The organism is Roseibium sp. (genome assembly GCF_965232425.1).
GTDB lineage: Bacteria > Pseudomonadota > Alphaproteobacteria > Rhizobiales > Stappiaceae > Roseibium.
In genome coordinates this window covers 5,345,949-5,367,248 of record NZ_OZ246971.1, presented here as the reverse complement: position 1 = coordinate 5,367,248, position 21,300 = coordinate 5,345,949, and the positions used below count along the sequence as shown (strand labels likewise).

Annotated in this window: 16 protein-coding genes; 5 read left to right on the top strand and 11 right to left on the bottom strand. The window is 60.3% G+C overall.

The features are described 5' to 3' along the window. Positions 1–15: 15 nt before the first annotated feature. The 3 genes from ACO08A_RS24495 to tpiA form a co-directional block, all read right to left on the bottom strand. Positions 16–1,644, bottom strand: a complete 1,629-nt coding sequence (locus ACO08A_RS24495; protein ID WP_422038483.1) for a CTP synthase — start codon at positions 1,642–1,644, stop codon at positions 16–18. Between the two features lie 120 nt (positions 1,645–1,764). Then, a complete protein-coding gene (gene secG / locus ACO08A_RS24490; RefSeq protein ID WP_319382280.1) occupies positions 1,765–2,142 on the bottom strand; it encodes a preprotein translocase subunit SecG in 378 nt (125 codons plus the stop codon). 110 nt (positions 2,143–2,252) lie between these two features. Continuing rightward, positions 2,253–3,011 carry a triose-phosphate isomerase gene (gene tpiA / locus ACO08A_RS24485; protein ID WP_422038482.1) on the bottom strand — a complete coding sequence of 253 codons (759 nt, stop codon included), beginning with the start codon at positions 3,009–3,011 and terminating at the stop codon, positions 2,253–2,255. 230 nt (positions 3,012–3,241) lie between these two features. Here tpiA and ACO08A_RS24480 point away from each other — a divergent pair, with 230 nt between their 5' ends. From ACO08A_RS24480 to glp, 5 genes are read left to right on the top strand one after another with little or no spacing between them, the layout of a single operon-like run. Next, positions 3,242–5,131, top strand: coding sequence for a SurA N-terminal domain-containing protein (locus ACO08A_RS24480; RefSeq protein ID WP_422038481.1), 1,890 nt, complete (start codon positions 3,242–3,244; stop codon positions 5,129–5,131). Between the two features lie 24 nt (positions 5,132–5,155). Next, positions 5,156–6,169 carry an anthranilate phosphoribosyltransferase gene (trpD, locus tag ACO08A_RS24475; protein ID WP_422038479.1) on the top strand — a complete coding sequence of 338 codons (1,014 nt, stop codon included), beginning with the start codon at positions 5,156–5,158 and terminating at the stop codon, positions 6,167–6,169. Between the two features lie 4 nt (positions 6,170–6,173). After that, the gene (gene trpC / locus ACO08A_RS24470) at positions 6,174–6,986 is read left to right on the top strand and encodes an indole-3-glycerol phosphate synthase TrpC (protein ID WP_422038478.1); all 813 of its coding nucleotides are present in this window, start codon (positions 6,174–6,176) and stop codon (positions 6,984–6,986) included. Between the two features lie 6 nt (positions 6,987–6,992). Continuing rightward, the gene (gene moaC, locus ACO08A_RS24465; protein WP_422038477.1) at positions 6,993–7,505 is read left to right on the top strand and encodes a cyclic pyranopterin monophosphate synthase MoaC; all 513 of its coding nucleotides are present in this window, start codon (positions 6,993–6,995) and stop codon (positions 7,503–7,505) included. After that, positions 7,505–8,710, top strand: a complete 1,206-nt coding sequence (gene glp, locus ACO08A_RS24460; RefSeq protein WP_422038476.1) for a gephyrin-like molybdotransferase Glp — start codon at positions 7,505–7,507, stop codon at positions 8,708–8,710. Before moaC ends, glp begins: the two co-directional genes overlap by 1 nt. 54 nt (positions 8,711–8,764) lie before the next feature. Here the strand turns inward: glp and ACO08A_RS24455 are convergent, their stop codons facing one another. The 8 genes from ACO08A_RS24455 to ACO08A_RS24420 form a co-directional block, all read right to left on the bottom strand. Further along, positions 8,765–10,093: an HlyD family type I secretion periplasmic adaptor subunit gene (locus ACO08A_RS24455; protein ID WP_422038475.1), complete on the bottom strand. Its 1,329-nt coding sequence runs from the start codon at positions 10,091–10,093 to the stop codon at positions 8,765–8,767. Further along, complete coding sequence (locus ACO08A_RS24450; RefSeq protein WP_422038474.1) at positions 10,090–11,742, bottom strand: type I secretion system permease/ATPase; 1,653 nt, start codon at positions 11,740–11,742, stop codon at positions 10,090–10,092. The genes ACO08A_RS24455 and ACO08A_RS24450 overlap by 4 nt, the downstream gene beginning before the upstream one ends. Before the next feature lie 366 nt (positions 11,743–12,108). Next, positions 12,109–12,909, bottom strand: a complete 801-nt coding sequence (locus ACO08A_RS24445; RefSeq protein WP_422038473.1) for an FAD binding domain-containing protein — start codon at positions 12,907–12,909, stop codon at positions 12,109–12,111. Positions 12,910–12,984: 75 nt separating this feature from the next. After that, positions 12,985–15,345, bottom strand: coding sequence for a xanthine dehydrogenase family protein molybdopterin-binding subunit (locus ACO08A_RS24440; protein WP_422038472.1), 2,361 nt, complete (start codon positions 15,343–15,345; stop codon positions 12,985–12,987). 133 nt (positions 15,346–15,478) lie between these two features. Then, a complete protein-coding gene (locus ACO08A_RS24435) occupies positions 15,479–15,970 on the bottom strand; it encodes a (2Fe-2S)-binding protein (protein ID WP_422038471.1) in 492 nt (163 codons plus the stop codon). A 119-nt stretch (positions 15,971–16,089) separates the two neighbouring features. After that, positions 16,090–16,794 (bottom strand): SRPBCC family protein, encoded by a 705-nt coding sequence (locus ACO08A_RS24430; RefSeq protein ID WP_422038470.1) that lies wholly within the window; start codon positions 16,792–16,794, stop codon positions 16,090–16,092. A 223-nt stretch (positions 16,795–17,017) separates the two neighbouring features. After that, positions 17,018–19,261: a putative bifunctional diguanylate cyclase/phosphodiesterase gene (locus ACO08A_RS24425; protein WP_422038469.1), complete on the bottom strand. Its 2,244-nt coding sequence runs from the start codon at positions 19,259–19,261 to the stop codon at positions 17,018–17,020. Then, positions 19,262–20,803, bottom strand: a complete 1,542-nt coding sequence (locus ACO08A_RS24420) for a sensor histidine kinase (RefSeq protein ID WP_422038468.1) — start codon at positions 20,801–20,803, stop codon at positions 19,262–19,264. Positions 20,804–21,300 lie beyond the last annotated feature (497 nt).

The window sequence follows — 21,300 nt, the reverse complement described above, 5'->3', positions numbered from 1 at the left end:
TCCCTGGAGACCGGCCTAGACCAGACGGCTCTGTTGCAGCGCCGCACCGATGAAGGACGCGAACAGCGGATGCGGCTCGAACGGCCTCGATTTCAGTTCGGGATGATACTGCACGCCGATGAACCAGGGATGGTCCTCGATCTCCACCGTTTCGGGGAGAACACCATCGGGAGAGGTTCCGGCGAAAATCAGACCGCAGTCTTCCAGCTGGCTGCGATAGCCGATATTGACCTCGTATCTGTGCCGGTGGCGTTCGGATACGCTTGTCTCGCCATAGATCTCGGCGATCTTCGAGCCCGGCTTCAATGTCGCCGGATAGGCGCCGAGCCGCATCGTTCCGCCAAGATCGCCGTCTTCGTTGCGAAGTTCTCTCTCGTTACCCTTGGTCCATTCCGTCATCAGTCCGACAACCGGCTCGCTGCTCGGACCGAACTCGGTCGAATTGGCTTCCGTGATACCGGCCATGTTGCGCGCCGCTTCAAGCACCGCCATTTGCATGCCGAAGCAGATTCCGAAGTAAGGTATCTTCCGGTTGCGGGCAAAGCTCGCGGCAGCAATCTTGCCTTCCGCTCCGCGCTCCCCGAAACCGCCGGGCACGAGGATGCCGTGAACGCCTTCCAGATAGGGGCTGGGATCCTCCTTCTCGAAGGTTTCCGATTCGATCCACTCCAGATTGACCTTCACCCGATTCGCTATGCCGCCATGCACGAGCGCTTCGATCAGCGACTTGTAGGCGTCTTTCAGCACGGTGTATTTGCCGACGATCGCAATCTTCACCTCTCCCTCGGGATTGGCGACGGCCTGCGAGATCTCCTGCCAGCGCTGCAGAACCGGCGCCGGGGCGCCAGTCAACCCGAATGCCGCAAGGACTTCATCGTCGAGCCCTTCCTGATGGTAGGCGATCGGCACGTCATAGATCGATTTCACGTCATAGGCCGGAATGACGGCACTCTCCCGCACGTTACAGAAGAGCGAGAGCTTGCGCTTTTCCGTCTCGGGGATCGGGCGGTCGCAACGGATCATCAAAATGTCCGGCTGAATCCCGATCGACCGCAGTTCCTTGACCGAGTGCTGGGTCGGCTTGGTCTTCATCTCCCCTGCGCTCGGAATGTACGGCATCAGCGTCAGGTGGACATAGACCACATCCCCGCGCGGCAGATCGTTGCCGAGCTGGCGGATCGCCTCGAAAAACGGCAGACCTTCAATGTCGCCGACGGTACCGCCGATCTCGACAAGAACGAAGTCATAGCCGTCGTTTCCGTCGAGAACGAAGTTCTTGATCGCGTCGGTCACGTGCGGAATGACCTGCACCGTGCCGCCGAGATAGTCGCCCCGCCGTTCCTTGGCGATGATGTTCTGGTAGATCCGGCCAGTCGTGATGTTGTCCTGCTGATTGGCAGGTCGCCCGGTGAACCGTTCGTAGTGACCCAGGTCCAGATCGGTCTCCGCCCCGTCGTCCGTGACGAAGCATTCGCCGTGCTGGTAGGGGCTCATGGTGCCCGGGTCCACGTTCAGGTAGGGGTCGAGCTTGCGGAGTCGAACCTTGTATCCGCGCGCCTGGAGCAAAGCACCCAGAGCCGCTGAAGCAAGACCTTTTCCAAGCGAGGAGACCACGCCGCCGGTAATGAAAATATATCGCGCCATGGACCAATACCATATCCTTGCCGAGAGCCGTTTGGCCACTCGGGAGTTGCGTTCTCAACACATAAAAATGCCCTGCGAACGAAGCCGCAGGGCAGATGTCTTTGGAAGCGGCCGAAGCCTCTATTGTGCGGCCGGCACCTGCGGGCCCGAAGGCTCGCCTTGGGGTCTCAGCTGATCCAGGATACCGCCTGAGCCGCTTGGAGCGCCGTCCACCGGTGCGCCGTCCGTCGACGCCGGTGCGGCATCGAGGATTGAACTCGGAGCCTCTTCATTCTGGGCGATGAGGCTCAGCGTCAGCGATGTCGCAAAAAAAGCGACAGCCAGGACAGCGGTTGCGCGCGTCAGCACATTGGCCGTTCCGCGGCTGGACATGAGGCCGCCACCGCCACCGCCGCCGCCGCCAATACCGAGCGCACCGCCTTCAGAGCGTTGCAGGAGGACAACAAGCACCAGGGCCAGCACGACCATAAGGTGGATAACGATGACTACGGTTTCCATCGAATGCCATTCTATCTGAATTTCGGGTTTGGCGGCCTTCTACACCAGTCGGCGCGCGCTTTCTACCCTTCAATTGCGACTTCGCGATCAAAGCTTCAAGTGTGAAGCGGTCAGGAATATGCGGCAATGATGCCGAGAAAATCGTCGGCTTTCAGACTTGCCCCGCCGACAAGCGCTCCGTTTACATTGCTGACGGACATGAGTTCAGCCGCATTTGCCGGTTTAACGGACCCGCCGTAGAGCAGTTTCATTGCACTTCCCTCGCCGCCGAAGCGCTCCGTCAGGATGTCCCGCATGGCGGTGTGCATTTCCTCGACATCGCCGGCGGTCGGCGTGAGTCCTGTGCCGATTGCCCAGACGGGTTCGTAGGCGATGACACTGTTTTCCGCCGTCGCACCGTCGGGCACGGAACCTGCAAGTTGCGTCCTGACAACCTCCAGCGCCTTGCCCGCCTTGCGTTCAGCCTCCGTTTCACCGACACAAATGATCGCCGTCAGGCCGGCGCGCCAGGCAGCCTGCGCCTTAGCGTTCACGTCGCCATCGGTTTCACCATGGTCCGTCCGGCGCTCGGAGTGCCCGACAATTACCGCTTGCGCGCCCGCATCCTTGAGCATCTCGGCGGAAACGTCTCCCGTGTGGGCGCCCGATGCCGCCGGATGACAATCCTGCCCGCCGATGCCGGGGGCGCCCTTTCCTGAGATCTCCGCCAGCGCGGCGACAAGTGTTGCCGGCGCACAGATCATCGTGTCGACCGCATCCACCATCTCGTCGCCAAGACCGGCTTTCATCTTGTGGAACTCGGCGAGGCTGGCGCGCAGTCCGTTCATTTTCCAGTTGCCGGCCACAAGCGGCTTGATCTTGGCGCTCATCTGTTTTCGTCTCCCAGATACCCGATGGTTGGACTGGCGCTTATAGAGCAGATGCGCCACCGCGTTGCAATGACCTTGGTTTGAGGATCTCTCTTTCTTCTCCGAACTTTGTTCCCGACCGTCTTGCGAGGAAGCCGCCACCTCATTATGATCCGCCCGCCCCGGTCACAGCGGCCTGGTTAAGCGCCGGTTGGAACGGCCTTGGACAAAAAAATAAAACGGAAGTCGTCATGCTTGACTCACTGCGCAAAGGCGCCGGCACCTGGGTTGCCAAACTGTTTATCGCATTGCTGATTTTTAGTTTCGCCATCTGGGGCGTCACCGACTTCCTGCAGGGATTCGGCCAGAACACCGCAGCAAAGGTCGGTGACACGGAAGTAAGCATATTCGAGTTCGACCGGACGTACCGTCAGGACCTCAACCGGCTCGCCCAGCAATTCGGCCGGCCACTCACGGCGGAAGAAGGCGCAGCTCTCGGCATTCCGCAGCAGGCTCTCGGAAGATTGATCGCGGAAGCGGCCCTGAGCAACACGGCTCAGGACCTGAAGCTCGGTGTCTCCGACCAGCGTCTTGCAACGCTGATCCAGTCAGATCCCGCCTTCCGCGGCGCGAGCGGACGTTACGAGCGCGCCAGGCTCGATCAGGTCCTGCGCGCCTACGGCTACCAGGAAGACGAATATGTCGTGCAGCGGCGGCAGACGGCGGAACGAAACCAGCTCTCCGAGGGCATTGCCGGAAGCCTGAGAGCTCCGGTCAGCTACCTCGAGGCCCTGTCCGCCTATCAGTTCGAAACGCGGTCTGCCGACTATGTCCTTCTGACGAACGAATCCATCGGAGCGATCGAAGACCCGACGGACCCGGCCCTGACGTCCTTCTTCGAAGAAAACAAGTCCGATTTCCGCGCCCCGGAATATCGGGAAATCAAGATCCTTTCCCTAACGCCTGAAACGGTCGCAAGGCCCGATGACATCGCAGAGGAGGATGCCCGCTACGAATACGAGCAGCGTGCGGAACAGTATTCCCAGCCCGAGCGGCGCAAGGTGCGCCAGATGTCATTCCCCTCAAGCGAAGCTGCTGCGGAAGCCGCCGTGGAGATCGAAGGCGGCAAGACCTTCGACGATCTGATGACCGAACGCGGGCTGAGCAACAACGACGTGACCCTGGGCGTGATGTCCAAGGACGACTTTCTTGACGAAACACTCGGCGACACGGCGTTTTCGCTCGGCGAAGGCGAAACCAGCGGCGCGGTGGAAGGCCGGTTTTCAACGGTCATTTTGAATGTCGAGGAAGTTCTGCCGGAGAGCACGCGCCCCTATGAGGAAGTCAAGGACGAGATCATCCAGGATCTTGCGGCCGAACAGGCCGAACGCGAAATCCTCGACATGCTTGACGAGGTGGAAGACGCACGCGCCGGCGGTGCCCTGCTCGACGAAGTCGGGGAGCGTTTCTCTCTCCCGGTCGAAACGCTTGCCGCCTTCGACCAGACGGGCAAGTCGGTATCCGGCAGCGATGTCGAGCTACCCGAAGCCGAAGGCCTCCTTGCCGCCGTGTTTGAAAGCGACGTAGGGATTGAAAACGATGTGCTGCCTTTCGGAGACCAGGGATTTCTCTGGTACGAAGTCGACAACGTGATCCCGGAACGTGACCAGACCCTTGACGAGGTGCGGGAGCAGGTCATCACGGCCTGGAAGGCGGACCAGATGAATACCCGCCTGAGTGAAAGGGCCGCGGACATCCAGGCTAGGCTCGAAGGGGGCACGCCCCTGGAAACGCTGGCCGGCGAAGCGGAACTTGAAGTCAAGCGCGCCGAAAACCTGGCCCGGAACGCACCGGCGGGCGACTTTGGTCCCGACGCCGTGACGGCGGTGTTTGGCGGCCCGGTCGGCACCAGCGCGGTCGCAGCGTCCGCCGGTGGCCAGAGGATCGTCTTCAAGGTGGCCGAAGTCTCCGTTCCCGACTTTGACGCGACGTCTTCTGCCAATGCCACGCTCAATGACCAGCTGTCACAGCAGATGAGCGACTCGCTCCTTGGGCAGTTCATCACGGACCGACAGAACGAGGCCGGTGTCGAGGTCAACCAGGCTGGTATTTCGCAGGCGATCGGTCTGAACCCGCAGTGACGTGACCCGGAACGGACGATGATCATGACGACATTCAAGGAATTCATTGCCAAGGTCGCTGATGGTCAGACGCTGACCCCGGACGAAGCCAGACAGGCTTTCGACGTCATTCTGTCGGGGTCGGCCACGCCGTCGCAGCTGGGCGGGTTTCTGATGGCCCTGCGTGTACGCGGCGAGAGCACTGCGGAGGTGACGGGTGCGGTCGCGACAATGCGGTCCAAGATGCTGACGGTCGATGCACCGGCCGATGCGATCGACATCGTCGGCACGGGGGGGGACAGCTCCGGCAGCTATAATATCTCGACCTGCACGGCGATCGTTGTCGCCGGCTGCGGCGTCCCGGTCGCAAAACACGGCAACCGGTCCCTGTCTTCCAAGTCGGGAGCGGCGGAAGCCCTTTCCGAGCTCGGCGTGAATATCGATATTGCACCGCATAAGATCTCCGACTGCATTCGCAAGGCGGGCATCGGCTTCATGTTCGCACCGCTCCATCATGCGGCCATGAAGCATGTCGGTCCGACGCGCATGGAACTCGGCACGCGGACCATCTTCAACCTGCTGGGTCCGCTTTCCAACCCGGCAGGCGTCAAGCGTCAGATGGTCGGCGTTTTTGCGAAGAAGTGGCTCGATCCCGTGGCTCATTCCCTGAAGGAGCTGGGATCGGAAAAAGCATGGATCGTACACGGCTCGGACGGGATGGACGAAATCACCACGACCGGCCCGACCCATGTCTGCGAACTCAAGGACGGGTCCGTGAACACGTTCGACATCTCGCCTCAGGACGCCGGTCTTCCGACGGCAAGGGCTGAAGACCTGAAAGGCGGACTGCCGGCCGAAAACGCAAGAGCGCTGCGTGAGGTTCTTGCCGGCGCCAGGAACGCCTATCGCGACATCGTCCTGTTCAATTCGGCAGCATCGCTCATGGTGGCCGACAAGGCACGGGACCTGAAGGAAGGTGTTGAAATGGCGGCAGCAAGCATTGACGACGGAACGTCGGCCGACACGCTGGAAAAGCTTGTCGCGGCATCGAACGGATAGGATCATGTCTGACATCCTTCAGAAAATAGAAGCCTACAAGCGGGAAGAAATCGCCGCTGCCAAGGCGGCCGTGCCGCTTGAGGATCTCAAGGGCCGGATTGCCGATCAGGCGCCGCCGCGTGGCTTTCAGGCCGCCATCGAGGCAAAGCATGCCGCCGGTGACTACGCGCTGATTGCGGAAATCAAGAAGGCGAGCCCCTCCAAGGGCCTGATCCGGGAAGACTTTGATCCGCCGCTCCTTGCAAAGGCCTATGAAGATGGCGGGGCCGCGTGCCTGTCCGTCCTGACGGATGCACCGTCCTTCCAGGGAAAACCCGAATTCCTGACTGCGGCACGGGCGGCAGTGACCTTGCCCGCGTTGCGCAAGGATTTTCTCTATGACATGTACCAGGTGTACGAAGCACGTGCATGGGGCGGAGACTGTATCCTGATCATTCTGGCCGCCGTTGACGACGACACAGCGCGGCAGCTGGAGGAAACAGCGTTCAGTCTGGACATGGACGTTCTTCTCGAGGTTCACAACCTGGAAGAGCTTGAACGCGCGCTCAAGCTGTCGTCACGGCTGGTCGGCATCAACAACCGGAACCTGAAGACCTTCGAAACCAGGCTCGAGACGAGCGAGGACCTCGCCCCGAAAGTACCCGGCGACCGCATCGTGGTCGGAGAATCGGGCCTGTTCACACCCGGCGATCTCGCACGCATGAACAAGGTCGGAATTTCGACGTTCCTGATCGGCGAAAGCCTGATGCGCCAGAGTGATGTCGCCGGTGCCACCCGCAACCTGCTCGCCCGCACACCCGTTTCTGCGGCGGTCTGAGGCCTCATGTCCGAGCAAGATCAGAAACTCACGCATCTGGATGACGCGGGCGCCGCCAACATGGTCGACGTGTCGCAAAAGGAAAGCACGCACAGGATCGCTGTTGCGCGCGGTTCGGTCATAATGCGCGCCGAGACCCTTGACCTCATCCGGTCCGGCAATGCCAAGAAGGGCGACGTGATCGGAACCGCCAGGATCGCGGGCATTCTGGCCGCGAAGAAGACACACGAGCTGATACCGCTCTGTCATCCCCTGATGCTGTCCAAGGTCAAGGTGGACATCGAACCCGACGACACGCTGCCCGGCCTGGTCGTGACGGCAACCACCAAGGTCAGCGGACAGACCGGTGTTGAAATGGAGGCGCTGACGGCCTGTTCGCTCACCTGCCTGACGATCTACGACATGGCCAAGGCCGTCGATCGCGGCATGGTCATCGGCGACATTCGCCTCGTGGAGAAGGCCGGCGGTAAATCCGGGCACTGGACGCTCGAAAGAGACGGCAGCGAAGGCGGAACCTGATGAGTCTCATGCCGGTTGCCGAGGCGCTGGAAAAGCTTCTCTCGGGTGTTGATACGCTGGAAACCGAGTTCGCGGCACTCGAACGGGCAAACGGCCGGACCCTTGCCGAGAACCTCGTATCGAAACGGACGCAGCCGCCTTTCGCAGCCTCGGCTATGGATGGGTACGCAATTCGGCATGAGGACGTTGCCGACGGCTGCGCAGTGCTCGACGTCATCGGTGAAGCACCCGCAGGCCATGGCTATTCCGGCAAGGTCGAAAAGGGTCAGACCGTTCGCATCTTCACAGGCGCACCGCTGCCCGATGGCGCCGACACGATCCTTATCCAGGAAAATGCGCAGCGTCTGGACGACCGCATTTCCGTTCTAGAGATCCCTCCGCAAGGCGCATATGTCCGCCCAGCAGGGCTCGACTTTCAGAAGGACCAGGTCCTTCTTGAACCTCCGCTCAAGCTGACCTACCGCCACCTGGCACTTGCAGCCGCGATGAACTATCCCGAAGTGCCGGTCGCGAGGCGGCCGAGCGTCGCAATCCTTGCCACCGGCGACGAGCTGGTGCGTCCGGGCACGGAACCCGGTCCGGACCAGATCATAGCGTCCAACCATGCAGGAATTGCCGGACTTGTCGAGGATTGCGGCGGTCTGCCCCTCGACCTCGGCATCTCGCCGGATGACCCTGTCGAACTTGCGCATCACGTGCGCAGGGCAATCACCGAAAAGGCAGACATTCTGGTGACCCTCGGTGGAGCTTCGGTCGGTGATCACGATCTGGTCCAGGACGTTCTCGGCCAGGAAGGCATGGACCTTGCCTTCTGGCGCATCGCCATGCGCCCGGGCAAGCCGCTGATGGCGGGCAGGCTCGGAAGCACCAGGGTGCTCGGTCTGCCAGGCAATCCCGTTTCAAGCCTTGTCTGCGGATTGCTGTTTCTCAAGCCCCTGATCCACAGGATGCTGGGGTCCTCGTCCGGTGCAACAGCTCCAAGACCGGCGGTCCTGGGCGGCGACCTGCCCGAAAACGACCGGCGCCAGGACTATGTCCGCTCCACATTGCACGAGGACGCTGACGGACGGCTTGTGGCAACGCCGTTTTCCAAGCAGGACAGCTCCATGCTGGCTCTTCTTGCAAGGTCCGGCGCATTGATCGTCAGGCCGCCGCATGCCCCGGCACTGAAGGCGGGGTCATCCGTGGACGTGCTGGTGCTCTGACAAAAAAGGGAGGCCGGTCCGCCTCCCCTTGCACTTGAACCTGAGGATAAGCCGCTACCGCTCGCGCATCGCGTGCGCGATCTGGTCGGTGACCGGTTTCACCAGATAGCTCAGGACCGTTCTGTCGCCGGTTTGCAGGAAGGTCTCCACCGGCATTCCCGGGACCAGCGTTTGAGAGCCGAGCTTCTCCAACTCCTCATCGTCAATGATGAGTCGGGCAGTGTAAAAACTCAGGCCGGTCCGCTCGTCCTGCGTGAGATCGGCGGCAAGCGTCAGGAGTTTCGCATTGAGCTCCGGCGTTGTTCTCTGGTCGAAGCTCGGAAAACGGATCCGTGCTTCCTGCCCCGGCTGAAGCTGGTCGATATCGACAGGCTGCACCTGCGCTTCGATGATCAGCTGGTCCTCCCGCGGAACGATCTGCATCACCGTTTCACCCGGTGCGATCACACCGCCGATGGTATGAACGGACAGCTGGTGCACGAAACCGCTGCGCGGCGCAACGATATCGACCCTTGTCAGCTCGTCTTCAGCGGCAATCTTCTGTTCTTCCAACTGGGCAATGCGCGAGCGTGCTTCCTGCAGTTGTTCGAGAACTTCGGCCCGGTAGGATTCCTCGATTTGAAGGATCTGGATCTGACGTTCGCTGATGGCCTCTCTCGTTCGCGCAATCTGCGCGATGAGGTCGCCGTATTCGCCGGACAGCCGCGCCTGTTCCCGGCGAAGGGCCGATACGCGGCTCTTGGAAACCAGCTGCTTGTTCAAAAGGCCGTCGAGATCCTCAAGTTCTTCCTTGATCAGCTCGATCTCGGAATCCTTCGCTTCGACCTGAGCCTCCAGACCCTGGGTCTGCTTGTTGAACTGCCGGATCTGCTCCTCAAGCTGGTTCTTGCGCCCTTCCTTTGAATTTTGACGGGCTTCCAGCAACAGTTGCTGACCCCGTTCGATGTCGCCCAGGCTTTCGATGCGATCTTCGGGCCAGGAAATCGCCTTCAGTTCGTCCCGCTCTGCCTCCAGTCGCAGTTCCTGCGCGGTCAATTCCTGCAGCTGCTTGGTGATCACGGCAAGGTTTGCTCGCGTCACTGTATCGTCGAGACTGAGCAGGAGGTCGCCGGATGCAACCAGATCGCCGTCGCGCACCTTGATGTCGCGAACAATGCCGCCTTCCCTGTGCTGAACCTGCTTGATATTGCTTTCCACCACGACCGTGCCGGAAGACACGACCGCACCCGAGATCTCGGTGAAAGTCGCCCACCCTCCGATGCCGACGACAACGAAGATCGTGACAAACAGCGAAAAGAAAAGATGTTTGCGAACGGTCTTGCTGAGTTCTTCGTCCGCCGGATTGGTTGCGGCGGCGTGCTTCATGGAATCTGAATTTTTCATCGAGCCGCTCCTGCTCCCTGACGCATGGGCTGTACGGGTTGAACGACCTGCTTCAGCACGTCTTCCTTCGGACCGAATCCGGCCATCTTGCCATCCTTGAGGCACAGGATCTTGTCGACGGTCGCGATCGCGCTCGGCCTGTGGGCGATCACCACGACAATCGAACCTTTTTCACGCATGGCCTTGATGGCGTTGGTCAATGCGCTTTCGCCGATCGCATCCAGATTGGAATTGGGTTCGTCGAGCACGACCAGAAACGGATTGTCGTAAAGTGCACGCGCAAGCGCGAGACGTTGCCGCTGGCCTGCGGACAAGGACCGCCCGCTCCGGCCGATGACCGTGTTGTATCCTTCCGGCAGCGCGACGATCATGTCGTGCACATCGGCCAGCTTGGCCGCCTCGATGATTTTCTCCGGTGCCGCATCTTCGCGGAAGCGGGCAACGTTTTCCGCAATCGTTCCGTCGAAGAGCTGCAGATCCTGCGGCAGATAGCCGATGAATTCGCCCCGCTTCTTGCTTTCCCACTGGGAAAGCTCGGCACCATCGAACCGGATGACCCCGCGAAGCGGCGTCGTCACCCCGACAAGAGCCCGCGCAAAGGTCGACTTCCCGGACCCCGAGGGGCCGATGACACCAAGACCGTCACCCGCCTGGAGATCCAGGGTGACATTCTGGACATAAGGCGTCGTCTCGCCGAACGGACCGCAAAAGACCTGTTCGACCGTGATGCCCTTTGAAGGTTGCGGCAGATCCATCTTGGGATCTTCCGCCTCGGAGATCTGCAGGATCTCCCGCAGGCGGCGCAGGGCCTGACGGCTGGCAACAAAGCCTCGCCACTGGGCAACGGCCTGCTCGATCGGTGCCAGGGCACGCGAGGTCATGATTGATGCGGCGATCATCACGCCCGGTGTGATTTCCTGCTGAATCGCAAGCCACGCGCCGACAGCCAGAATGGCAGATTGCAGAATGAAGCGGATTGTCTTGATCGCCGTGCCGAAAACGCCTGTCGTGTCCGAAGCCCGGCGCTGCGTCGCCAGATACTCCGTGTTCTGTGCATCCCAGCGTGCGGTCAGGGTCGATTGCATGCCCATCGCGGCAACGACCTCGGCATTGCGCTGTCCGCTCTCAACGACCGCCGTCCGCCGGCCCGATTGGCCGGCCGCATCTTCGGTCGGTCCGCGGGACATGTACTCGTTCACAACGATCAGGATCGAGATGATAATAGCGCCGGCCAGTCCGACGGCTCCCAGAAGCGGGTGAAACAGGAACACGATGCCCAGGTACAGCGGCAGCCAGGGGATGTCGAAAATGGCAGCCGGACCGGGTCCGGACAGGAACTGGCGGATCGTGTCGAGATCCTGCACCGGCCGCAGGCGCGCGGACTTGCGGCCCAAGCGCACCGGAAGACTGTTGGAGACCTTGTAGACAATGCCTGAAAGCCTGGCATCCACGCGCTGTCCGAGACGGGACAGGATGCGTCCGCGCACCCCTTCCAATATCCCGTAGAACACGTAAAGAACGATCGCCAGCGAACCGATCACCACAAGGGTGGGAACCGAACCGCTTGCAAGAACGCGGTCATAAATCTGAAGCATGAACACCGGGCCGGTGAGCATCAGGATGTTGATGACGAAGCTGACGACCGCCACACCCCAGAATGCTGATCGGATGGGCCGGAAAGCAACCGCGACAGGATTTTCCCGTCGTCCACCGGCTTTTGGAGCCCGCTGATTTGATACCGCCATTTAAACCTCTGTCCCGCCTTACGGCCGCATGCCGCCCGATGTTCTGGTCACCCCTGTGTCCTTATGCATCCAATAGACGAATTTGTGTTCCTTTATGGGCCAAAAAATATGGTTTTCCCAAACTCACTCATCGTTTTAGCACAAACTGATTTCTTGTTTCGTCGTCTATATCACACTTAGGTTCGGTCTTTCATGAATTCGCGGTAAGAACCGAGAGCCCGGCTCGTATACGAACCGGGCTCACCAAAGGATGACGTTTTGTCTGTTTTGTCAGCCGGCTTTCTGGACGGCGCGTTTGGCCATGACGGTGACGAGGTTTGCGCGGTAGTGGGCCGAGCCGTGGATGTCGCTCAACATGGAGCCTGAATCCACCTGGATGCCTGCCACCGCGTCCGGCGACCAGTTCGCCGCCAGCGCCGCTTCCATGCCGTCGACCCGGAAGACGCCGTAATGGCCCGCCCCGGTCACCGCCACCCGCACCGAGCCGTCCCGGTGCCTGGCCACATAGACCCCTGCCATCGCGTAGCGCGAAGCCGGGTTCGGGTATTTGGCGTAGGCCCCCTTCTCGATCAGCGGGAACGTCACCGACACCACGATCTCGTCCTCGTCCAGCGCCGTGTCGAACATGCCCACGAAGAAGTCTTCGGCGCTGAGCGAGCGCTTGCTCGTCACCACCGTCGCCCCCAGCGCCACAAGCGCCGCCGGATAGTCCGCGGCCGGGTCGTTGTTGGCAATCGACCCCCCGATCGTGCCCATGTGGCGCACCGCCGGATCGCCGATGCCGCCCGCAAGTCCGGCAAGGCTCGGAAGTCTGGACCGCACGAGATCCGACGCGGCAACCTCCGCATGCGTCGTCGCAGCCCCGATCGACAGGCTGCCATCGCCCTCGCAGATGCCGTTCATCTCCGCGATCTTCGTCACATCGACAAGATCGCTCGGCGACGCAAGACGCTGCTTCATCGTCGGCAGAAGCGTCTGGCCGCCGCCAAGAACCTTGCCGTCCTCAGCCTTCGACATCAGATCCGATGCGTCGGCAACCGAACCGGCGCGGTGATACGTTGTTTCATACATGACGGGTCTCCCCAAAATCTCACTGTCAGATGACCGGGCAGGCAACGCCTGCCCGAAGAACGTTTCTCTTCGACCTTATTCGGCCGCCTGCTTCTCCTGCGACTGGCACAGCTGCCACACCTTCTCAGGCGTTGCAGGCATCGTCAGATCGTTCGACCCGATCGCATCCGTGATCGCGTTGATCACCGCCGGCGGCGACCCGATCGCACCGGCCTCACCGCACCCCTTCATGCCAAGCGGATTGCCCGGGCACAGCGTCTCGTGCGTCGACAGGCTGAACGAGGGAACATCGTCCGCACGCGGCATCGTGTAGTCCATGTAGGACGCCGTCAGAAGCTGGCCGCTCTCGTCATAGGCCGCGTTCTCGAGAAGCGCCTGGCCGATCCCCTGGACAAGACCCCCGTGAACCTGGCCTTCCACGATCATCGGGTTGATCACCTTGCCGAAGTCATCCGCCGCAACGAAGCTCACGATCTCCGTCTTGCCCGTCTCCGGGTCGACCTCGACCTCACACACATAGGTGCCCGCCGGGAACGTGAAGTTGGACGGGTCGTAGAACGCCCCCTCCTTCAGACCCGGCTCCATGCCCTCGGGTAGATTGTGCGCCGTATAGGCCGCAAGCGCCACTTCCGTGAACGACAGCTTCTTGTCCGTGCCCGCGACCTTCAGCTCACCGCCCTCGATCTGGATGTCGCCTTCCGACGCCTCCATCAGGTGCGCCGCGATCTTCTTCGCCTTGTCCTCGACCTTGTCCAGCGCCTTCACGATCGCAGACATGCCCACGGCTCCGGACCGCGACCCGTAGGTCCCCATCCCGAACTGAACCTTGTCCGTGTCCCCGTGAACGATCGACACCGCGTCGCTGTCAAGACCGAACCGCTCGCAGATCAGCTGCGCGAACGTCGTCTCGTGACCCTGCCCATGGCTGTGAGAGCCCGTCAGAACCTCGACCGTCCCGACCGGGTTCACCCGCACTTCCGCAGACTCCCAAAGACCCACACCGGCCCCCAGCGACCCCACCGCCGCGGACGGCGCAATGCCGCACGCCTCGATGTAGCAGGAAAGACCGATCCCGCGCAGCTTGCCCCGGGACGCCGCCTCCGCCTTGCGCGCCGCAAAGCCCGCATAGTCGGCAGCCGACAGCGCCGCATCCAGCGTCGCGTCATAATCGCCCGCGTCGTAGCACATGATCACGGGCGTCTGGTGCGGGAACTCCCGCACGAAGTTCTTGCGCCGGAAGTCCGCAGGCGACAGACCGACCTCACGCGCAGCCGTCTCCATGATCCGCTCAAGAAGATACGTCGCCTCCGGACGGCCCGCGCCCCGGTAGGCATCCACCGCCGTCGTGTTGGTATAGACCGTCTTCACATTCGCGTGGATCGCCGGAATGTTGTACTGGCCCGACAACAGCGTCGCATAAAGATAGGTCGGAACAGCCGACGAGAACAACGACATGTACGCGCCCAGATTGGCGATCGTCTTCACACGAAGACCGACAATCCTGTTGTCCGCGTCAAGCGCAAGCTCCGCCTCCGACACGTGGTCGCGGCCATGCGCATCCGTCAGGAACGCTTCCGTCCGGTCCGACACCCACTTCACGGGACGGCCAACACGCTTGGACGCCCAAAGGCACACCATCTCTTCCGGATAGATGTAGATCTTCGACCCGAAGCCGCCGCCCACATCCGGCGCGATCACACGAAGCTTGTGCTCCGGCGCGACATTGTAGAACGCAGACAGCACAAGCCGCGCCACATGCGGGTTCTGCGAGGTCGTGTAGAGCGTGTGATGCTCTTCCGCATCGTCGTAGCTGGCAAGCGCTGCCCGCGGCTCCATCGGGTTCGGAACAAGACGGTTGTTGCGGATCTCCATCTTCGTCACATGCGCGGCGCCCGCAAACGCCGCATCGACCGCCGCAGCATCCCCGATCTCCCAGTCGTAGATCAGGTTGCCCTCCGCCTCCGGATGCACCTGCGGCGCGCCCGGCTCAAGCGCGGCAACCGGATCGACAACAGCCGCAAGCTCCTCATAGTCGACAACAACCGCATCCGCCGCATCGCGTGCCTGCGCAGCCGTATCGGCGACAACAACCGCAACAGCCTGGCCAACATGGCGAACAACCTCGGGCTCAAGCGCCCGCCAGCCGCCCATCTTCATCGGCGTGCCGTCCTTGGAATGGATCATCCAGCCGCAGATCAGGTTGCCGATCCCGTCACCGACAAGCTGGTCCCCCGTCAGGACCGCATCCACACCCGGCATCGCAAGCGCCGCGCTCGCATCGATCCCCGTCACCTTCGCATGCGCATGCGGCGAACGCACAAACGCCGCATGACCCATCCCGGGAAGAACCATGTCGTCCGTATACCGGCCCTTGCCCGTTATGAAGCGCTTGTCTTCCTTGCGAAGCGCACGTGCGCCAATCCCCTCAATCGCCATCTTCTCTCTCCCAAAACCAAAATCCGGAAACGCGCACCAGACAAACGCACCCTCTCCTCAAAGGCCTCGCAAACCGGGCGGTCCCGCCGTCTCAAAAGCGCGGAAAACCGCACTCAAAACAAACCAGAAACCCCTACTCGGCCGCCTGCGCCATCCCGGCCATCTGGTCCGAAGCCGCCTTGATCGCCTTGACGATGTTGTGATAGCCCGTGCACCGGCAGATGTTGCCCTCAAGCTCGTCACGGATCGTCGCCTCGTCCAGATTGCCAGCACCGTGACGGTTGATCATGTCAACCGCGCTCATGATCATGCCAGGCGTGCAAAAACCGCACTGAAGACCGTGATGCTCCCGGAACGCCGCCTGAACAGGATGAAGCGAATCCGCAGACCCGATCCCCTCAAGCGTCACAACCTCAGACCCGTCAGCCTGCGCCGCCAACAACGTGCAAGACTTAACAGCCTTCCCGTCAACATGAACAACACACGCACCGCATTGCGACGTGTCACACCCAACATGCGTCCCAGTCAGACCACGAACATCCCGAATAAAAGAAACAAGCAACGTCCGGTCCTCAACATCAGCAGAAACAGACTTACCGTTCAAAACCATCGATATCTTCGACATAAATTCCTCTCCCTCGTCAAAGCAGCAAACGCGTCATTACGGCGTCATTCTTTTCCCAAAGCGGTCCTTGCCGATGCCGGGTTGCAAGACCTTCATCAAATCAATCTGTCGCAACGGGGTCAACTCGCAAGAGCCAGGACCAGGATAAGCACGCCCAAGAGCGCCAGCCCCCACACCATCGGCCCGCCAAAGGCGCTGCGACCCGCGGCAACCTCGAGATTTTCCTCAGCCTTTTGCAGCGTCTCCTCAACGGCATGCTCGGCCTCCTCGATCGCGTGAAGCACCTCGCCCGGCGTCTCTTCGATCGCTATTCTCTTGGCTTCTTCGGCAACCCCGGCATCCAGTTCGTCATCGACGGCCGGCGCCTCCGGTGCAGGTTGCGCAGGGGATCCGACCTGTTCGGTAAACTTGCTGAAGAAATCTTCCGCCATCTTCCGGGCGGTTGAATCCACCAGACGGCTGCCGAGCTGCGCCAGCTTGCCGCCGACCTGCGCCTTGGCTTCATAGGTGAGCACGGTTTCATCGCCGTCTTCAGACAACTTGACGTCAGCCGATCCCTTGGCAAACCCGGCGACGCCGCCCTTGCCCTCGCCCACGATCGTGTAGCTCTCCGGCGCATTGATGTTCTCCAGCGTCACCGCACCCTTGAACTTCGCCTTGACCGGTCCGATCTTCGTCGTCACCGCCGCGTTCATTTCCGTATCGGATGTCTTTTCCAGGCTCTCGCAGCCGGGTATGCAGGCCTTCAGGATCTCCGGATCGTTGAGCGCCTTCCAGACGTCTTCTCTTTTTGCCGGGATCCGGCGGGTGCCGCTCATATCCATCTTGTTTCTCCCTCTCAACCTTAGCGCAGCCTTGCCGGTTGCCCAACTCGCCCTGCCGCAGCGCACGGCGCGTGAACAGAAGGGCAATCCTATGAGAGCCTGCTTTGCTTCGAATTTCAATCACTTATCGCGGCAATCGGGGAAAAGGCGGTCGCTATTGCCCGCCGCCTGGCACAATCGTCGGCAATCAGACCGAATTCACCGGTGGTTCGTTTGCGCCTCTTTAGCCAGCCGGGAGATCCGGACCGTTGGAAGCAGTCACGAAGGCGTCCAGTCCCGAACTGGGAAGGGGCTTCGAAAAGAGATATCCCTGCAGAAAATCGCACTCCAGTTCCTGCATGATTTTCCGCTGCTCGGCCGTCTCCACGCCTTCGGCCGTGATACTCAGATCGAGTGCCTTGGCCACGGCGATGATGGATCTCACCACAGCCAGCGCATCCGGATCCTGCTCCATGTTCATGATGAAGCTGCGGTCGATCTTGATGCCATCCAGCGGCAGTTTTCGAAGGTAGCTGAAGGAAGAGTAACCGGTTCCGAAATCATCGATCACCACCTTGGCACCCTTGTTCCGCAGCCAGGTCAGGACGGAAAGGGTCACCTGATCGTTGTTGACGAAGAGGCCTTCGGTGACTTCGAACACCAGCCGGTCCAAACCCAGGCCCGCGGAGGCCGCCGCGTCCTCGATATCCTTGTAGATCCGGCCGGCCTGAACCTGCCGCGGCGACAGGTTGACATTCAGTCTGACACGCTCGGAAACACCTTTCAGAGCGCTGAATTCAGAGAACGCGGACCTGAACATCCATGCCCCGATCTCGACAATCAACCCGCTTGTTTCCGCTGCCTCGATCATCCGCATCGTGTTCAAGGTTGCCCCCGAAGCAGTCCGGAAGCGCATCAGGGCCTCGAAGGAGGCAATGCTTTCGTCGGACGCCTGCATGATCGGCTGGTAGTTGAGCGAAAACTCCGCCTGGGCTCCCTTTCCCGTCAGGAGCGATGCCAATCGCAGTCTCTCCAGTGCCGCCTCCTGCATGAGCGGGTGGAAAACTGCGTGGTTCGTAAGCCCCTTCTGCCTGACATCGTTCAGCGCGATCGACGCATGCCGCACGATTTCCTCGGCACTGTGCTCACCTTCATCGGCGGTCGCGATCCCGCATCTCAGTTTAAGTGAAATCTGGTTCTCGTCGATGGTGATCGGTTCCTGGAAGGAATCCTCGAGCCTTGCAACGATGTCCTGGATCCTGACCTCCAGCCCCCCTCTCAGAAGAATGAGGAACTCGTCTTTTTCCTTGCGCGCGATTGCCAGCGCATCGGGAAAGGTTTGCGACAACCGGTGCCCGGTCTGTTTCAGAACAGCCGCGGCCTTTTCGTCTCCGATGCCGTCGACAATGAAGCGGAAACGCTGGATATCGCAATGGATCACGAGCAGAGGATGCTCGGCTGCTGCCTGGCTCTGGAATGCCTCCAGAAATCCGGAAAACGTGGATTGCCCGGTCGTGCGGTCGACATAGGCAAGGTTGCGAATATGCTCCAGCAGACCCGTCTTCTCGTAGCCAAGTGCAACATTGGATACAAACAGGCGGATGATCTCCGACCCGATTTTTTCATTCAGGGTGGCAAGCGGCAATCCGATGAACAGGGCTCCGGAGAGACCGTTTCTCGTGATCAGCGGCAACGCGACACCGTGGGATGTGGAATACTCGGTCTTGTTGACGATGCACTCCGAAACGCACTTGCGGACAAGGTCTTCGCCGATGACGTCCAAAGGCAGATCCAGCTTGTCTTCAAATGCACCCGAAGCGGCCAGAACCCGCACGTTCGAAACGCCGGCGGAGCCAGGTTGGGAAAGGGATTCCAGCCCGCATAACAGTCCATCGACCGGCTCTCCGGCGAGGTCCGAGAAGTTTTCCAGCACGAGCGCCGCGAATTCGCGCAAGGCGTTTTTCTCGACGATGGCGGACAATTGCGTGTTCAGTTGCTTCAGCCGTTGCCGATTGGTCTCCAGGGACAGAACGAGTTTGTAGCCGCGCAACGCGGTGACGATCGCCGTGATGAGTTTTGTGCGCGACAGCTCCGCCTTTTCGGCGTAACCGTCCACGTCGAACTTCATGATCACGTCTGTCTGCGGCGCGTATCCCGGCTGTCCGGTCCGCAGGATCAGACGCGTGAAACTGTTTCCGAGTTCCGACCTGATCCAGCTCACGAGGCCCAGCCCGGCCGTATCGTTCTCCATCACCACATCGATGAGCGCGACGGCAATGTCATCGTGCTCTTCCAGGCACGCGCGCGCTTCCTCGGCGGACAACGCGTGCAGGAGTTCAAAGGGGCGGTCCTCGAAGTCGCATCCGTCCACCGCGATCCGCGTGACATCGTGAACATCGGGATCATCATCGACGACGAGTATTTTCCAGGGAGACCTTGCAACCCTGTTTGTTTGTGATTTGGGTGGGACCAGAAAATCCATGCTCATCTACGGCACCTGCACCCCGGCTTCCCGTTCACTCCGCTCCGGTATCCTCAACGGGATCTCGATCGAGAACTCCGTTCCCGACCCAACCTTCGACACGACCGACATCGATCCGTTCAGGACCTCGGTGACCAACTGGTAGCAGATGGCCATGCCAAGCCCCGAACTTCCCTTGCCGAATTTCGTTGTGAAGAACGGCTCGAACACCTTCTTGAGATTTTTCTCCGGGATCCCCACGCCAAAGTCCTTGCACCGCAATTGTATTTTTCGCTCGTGCTGCCGCGCACCGCCGCCACCACGAACGTCCTGAACGCACGTTTGAATCAGGATTTCGCCGGTTTTTCTGCCTTCATACCCGTGCTTGATCGCATTCTCCACAAGGTTGGAAAGCACCTGGCTCACCGCTCCGGGGTAGCCTTCGAGGACGACATCCGCGTCCAGTTTCAGATCAAGGTCGAACGATGTCTTCTTCAAGGTCGGCTGAAGGGTTGCAAGCGTCTCGCGAACAATATGGTCGAAGTTGAACGAACGCATTTTCTCGCTTTGTCGGTCAACGGCAACCTGCCTGAAGTTTCCGACGAGGTCCCGCGCGCGGCCAAGGGTCTTTTCGATGATATCCGCCGTGTCCCCGATCCGCTGAATTTCGTTTTCGAGAGCCTCTTTGCTCAGGCTTTGATTGTCGAGTTCGGTCCGCAGATACGCCGTGGAATCGTTAATCGTCGTTGCGGCCATCAGCGCGTTTCCGAGCGGCGTGTTCAACTCGTGTGAAACGCCTGCCACGAGCGCGCCGAGAGCAGCAAGATTGTCGGCTTGAATCAGCTCCTCCTGAACCAGCTTGAGCTGTTCTGTCCGGCGCGCGACGAGTTCTTCCAGATTGGTCTGATATTCCTGGATCTTCTGCAGGTCATGATGTCTGCGCTGAACCATCGATTGCAGGCTTGATGCCAGAATACCGATCTCGTCCTCCCGCCCGGGCATGAGCGTCGTGTCGGGCGGGCTTTCAATCAGGCGCGGCGTCGACAGATAGGCAACAATGTCCGTCAGCGGCCGGCCGATCAGCCGTTTGAAAACCGCGCGGATCACGACCGTGAGCAAAAGCAGATAAACAACGATGGCCGCCACGATGTAACCGACCGTCGCGAAGATCTCCTGCGAGATCGTATTCCGGTCAATGAGAATGAAAACCTGGCCGATCGCTTCCTTGTGCAAGATGGTGCTCGGCGACTGCAGGGTATAGGTAAGCGCTTCGGAACGGCGCGGCCCGGTCACGGGCTCGCCGAAATTCCCGGTGTCGGGCGTCTCGACCCAGACCCGCTCGACCACTTCGAGACTTTCCAGTCCGCGGATCAGCTGGAGTGTCGCTTCAGCATTGACGGTCCAGATGGCACGTTCGAAGGGGCGCTTGGTGGCTTCGAAAAACGCTTCCGTCACGCGGATGGCCCGCGCGTGGGACGCGTCCCACGTTATCTTTGTCAGGACGCCGATGAAAACGATGCCGAGAAGCGCAAACAAACCGAGCGTATAGAGGATGAATGTCCGGGACAAACTGACCCGGCCCACCTTTTTCGGAGCATATGGCAACGACGCACTGCCGCTAACACTCAAGACGCCTACCTCTAGACTGGACGTGACGCTGCGGGAAACGGGATACGCACCGGCCCGATCGTGCACCTGCGACTTCAGGCAAGTCACCTCACGCCATGCCGGTTCACACCCCAACCCCGATTACAGATTTTGCGTAGGTTTTCTAAATTTTCCATAAAAATCAATTGTAAATTAAACCAGTCAAAGCCGTCTTTTCTAATACCGGTGCCTTCATTCGCCACGAAATAAACGTGCGTACTTGGCTTCACGGGCTGTATTATTAGTACTTCCTCTCCTGTTTTTTCAATTCAACCAAATTTCTACAGAAACCGATGTATGAAAATAATATAAAACACATACGCAAAGGAAATTTATCTGCGTGATTTTGGCCTTCAATCATGTATACTTAACGTCAGGTCTTGCCCAGGAACCGATGGGTCTGGGCGTTTGCTTCGATC

Bases quoted from the DNA above. Each gene is read 5' to 3' on its own strand.
- moaC (WP_422038477.1), top strand. From the start codon at position 6,993: ATGTCCGAGCAAGATCAGAAACTCACGCATCTGGATGACGCGGGCGCC.
- ACO08A_RS24480 (WP_422038481.1), top strand. From the start codon at position 3,242: ATGCTTGACTCACTGCGCAAAGGCGCCGGCACCTGGGTTGCCAAACTG.
- ACO08A_RS24445 (WP_422038473.1), bottom strand. From the start codon at position 12,909: ATGTATGAAACAACGTATCACCGCGCCGGTTCGGTTGCCGACGCATCG.
- ACO08A_RS24435 (WP_422038471.1), bottom strand. From the start codon at position 15,970: ATGTCGAAGATATCGATGGTTTTGAACGGTAAGTCTGTTTCTGCTGAT.
- secG (WP_319382280.1), bottom strand. From the start codon at position 2,142: ATGGAAACCGTAGTCATCGTTATCCACCTTATGGTCGTGCTGGCCCTG.
- ACO08A_RS24440 (WP_422038472.1), bottom strand. From the start codon at position 15,345: ATGGCGATTGAGGGGATTGGCGCACGTGCGCTTCGCAAGGAAGACAAG.
- ACO08A_RS24430 (WP_422038470.1), bottom strand. From the start codon at position 16,794: ATGGATATGAGCGGCACCCGCCGGATCCCGGCAAAAAGAGAAGACGTC.
- ACO08A_RS24495 (WP_422038483.1), bottom strand. From the start codon at position 1,644: ATGGCGCGATATATTTTCATTACCGGCGGCGTGGTCTCCTCGCTTGGA.
- glp (WP_422038476.1), top strand. From the start codon at position 7,505: ATGAGTCTCATGCCGGTTGCCGAGGCGCTGGAAAAGCTTCTCTCGGGT.
- trpD (WP_422038479.1), top strand. From the start codon at position 5,156: ATGACGACATTCAAGGAATTCATTGCCAAGGTCGCTGATGGTCAGACG.
- ACO08A_RS24425 (WP_422038469.1), bottom strand. From the start codon at position 19,261: ATGAGCATGGATTTTCTGGTCCCACCCAAATCACAAACAAACAGGGTT.
- tpiA (WP_422038482.1), bottom strand. From the start codon at position 3,011: ATGAGCGCCAAGATCAAGCCGCTTGTGGCCGGCAACTGGAAAATGAAC.
- trpC (WP_422038478.1), top strand. From the start codon at position 6,174: ATGTCTGACATCCTTCAGAAAATAGAAGCCTACAAGCGGGAAGAAATC.
- ACO08A_RS24455 (WP_422038475.1), bottom strand. From the start codon at position 10,093: ATGAAAAATTCAGATTCCATGAAGCACGCCGCCGCAACCAATCCGGCG.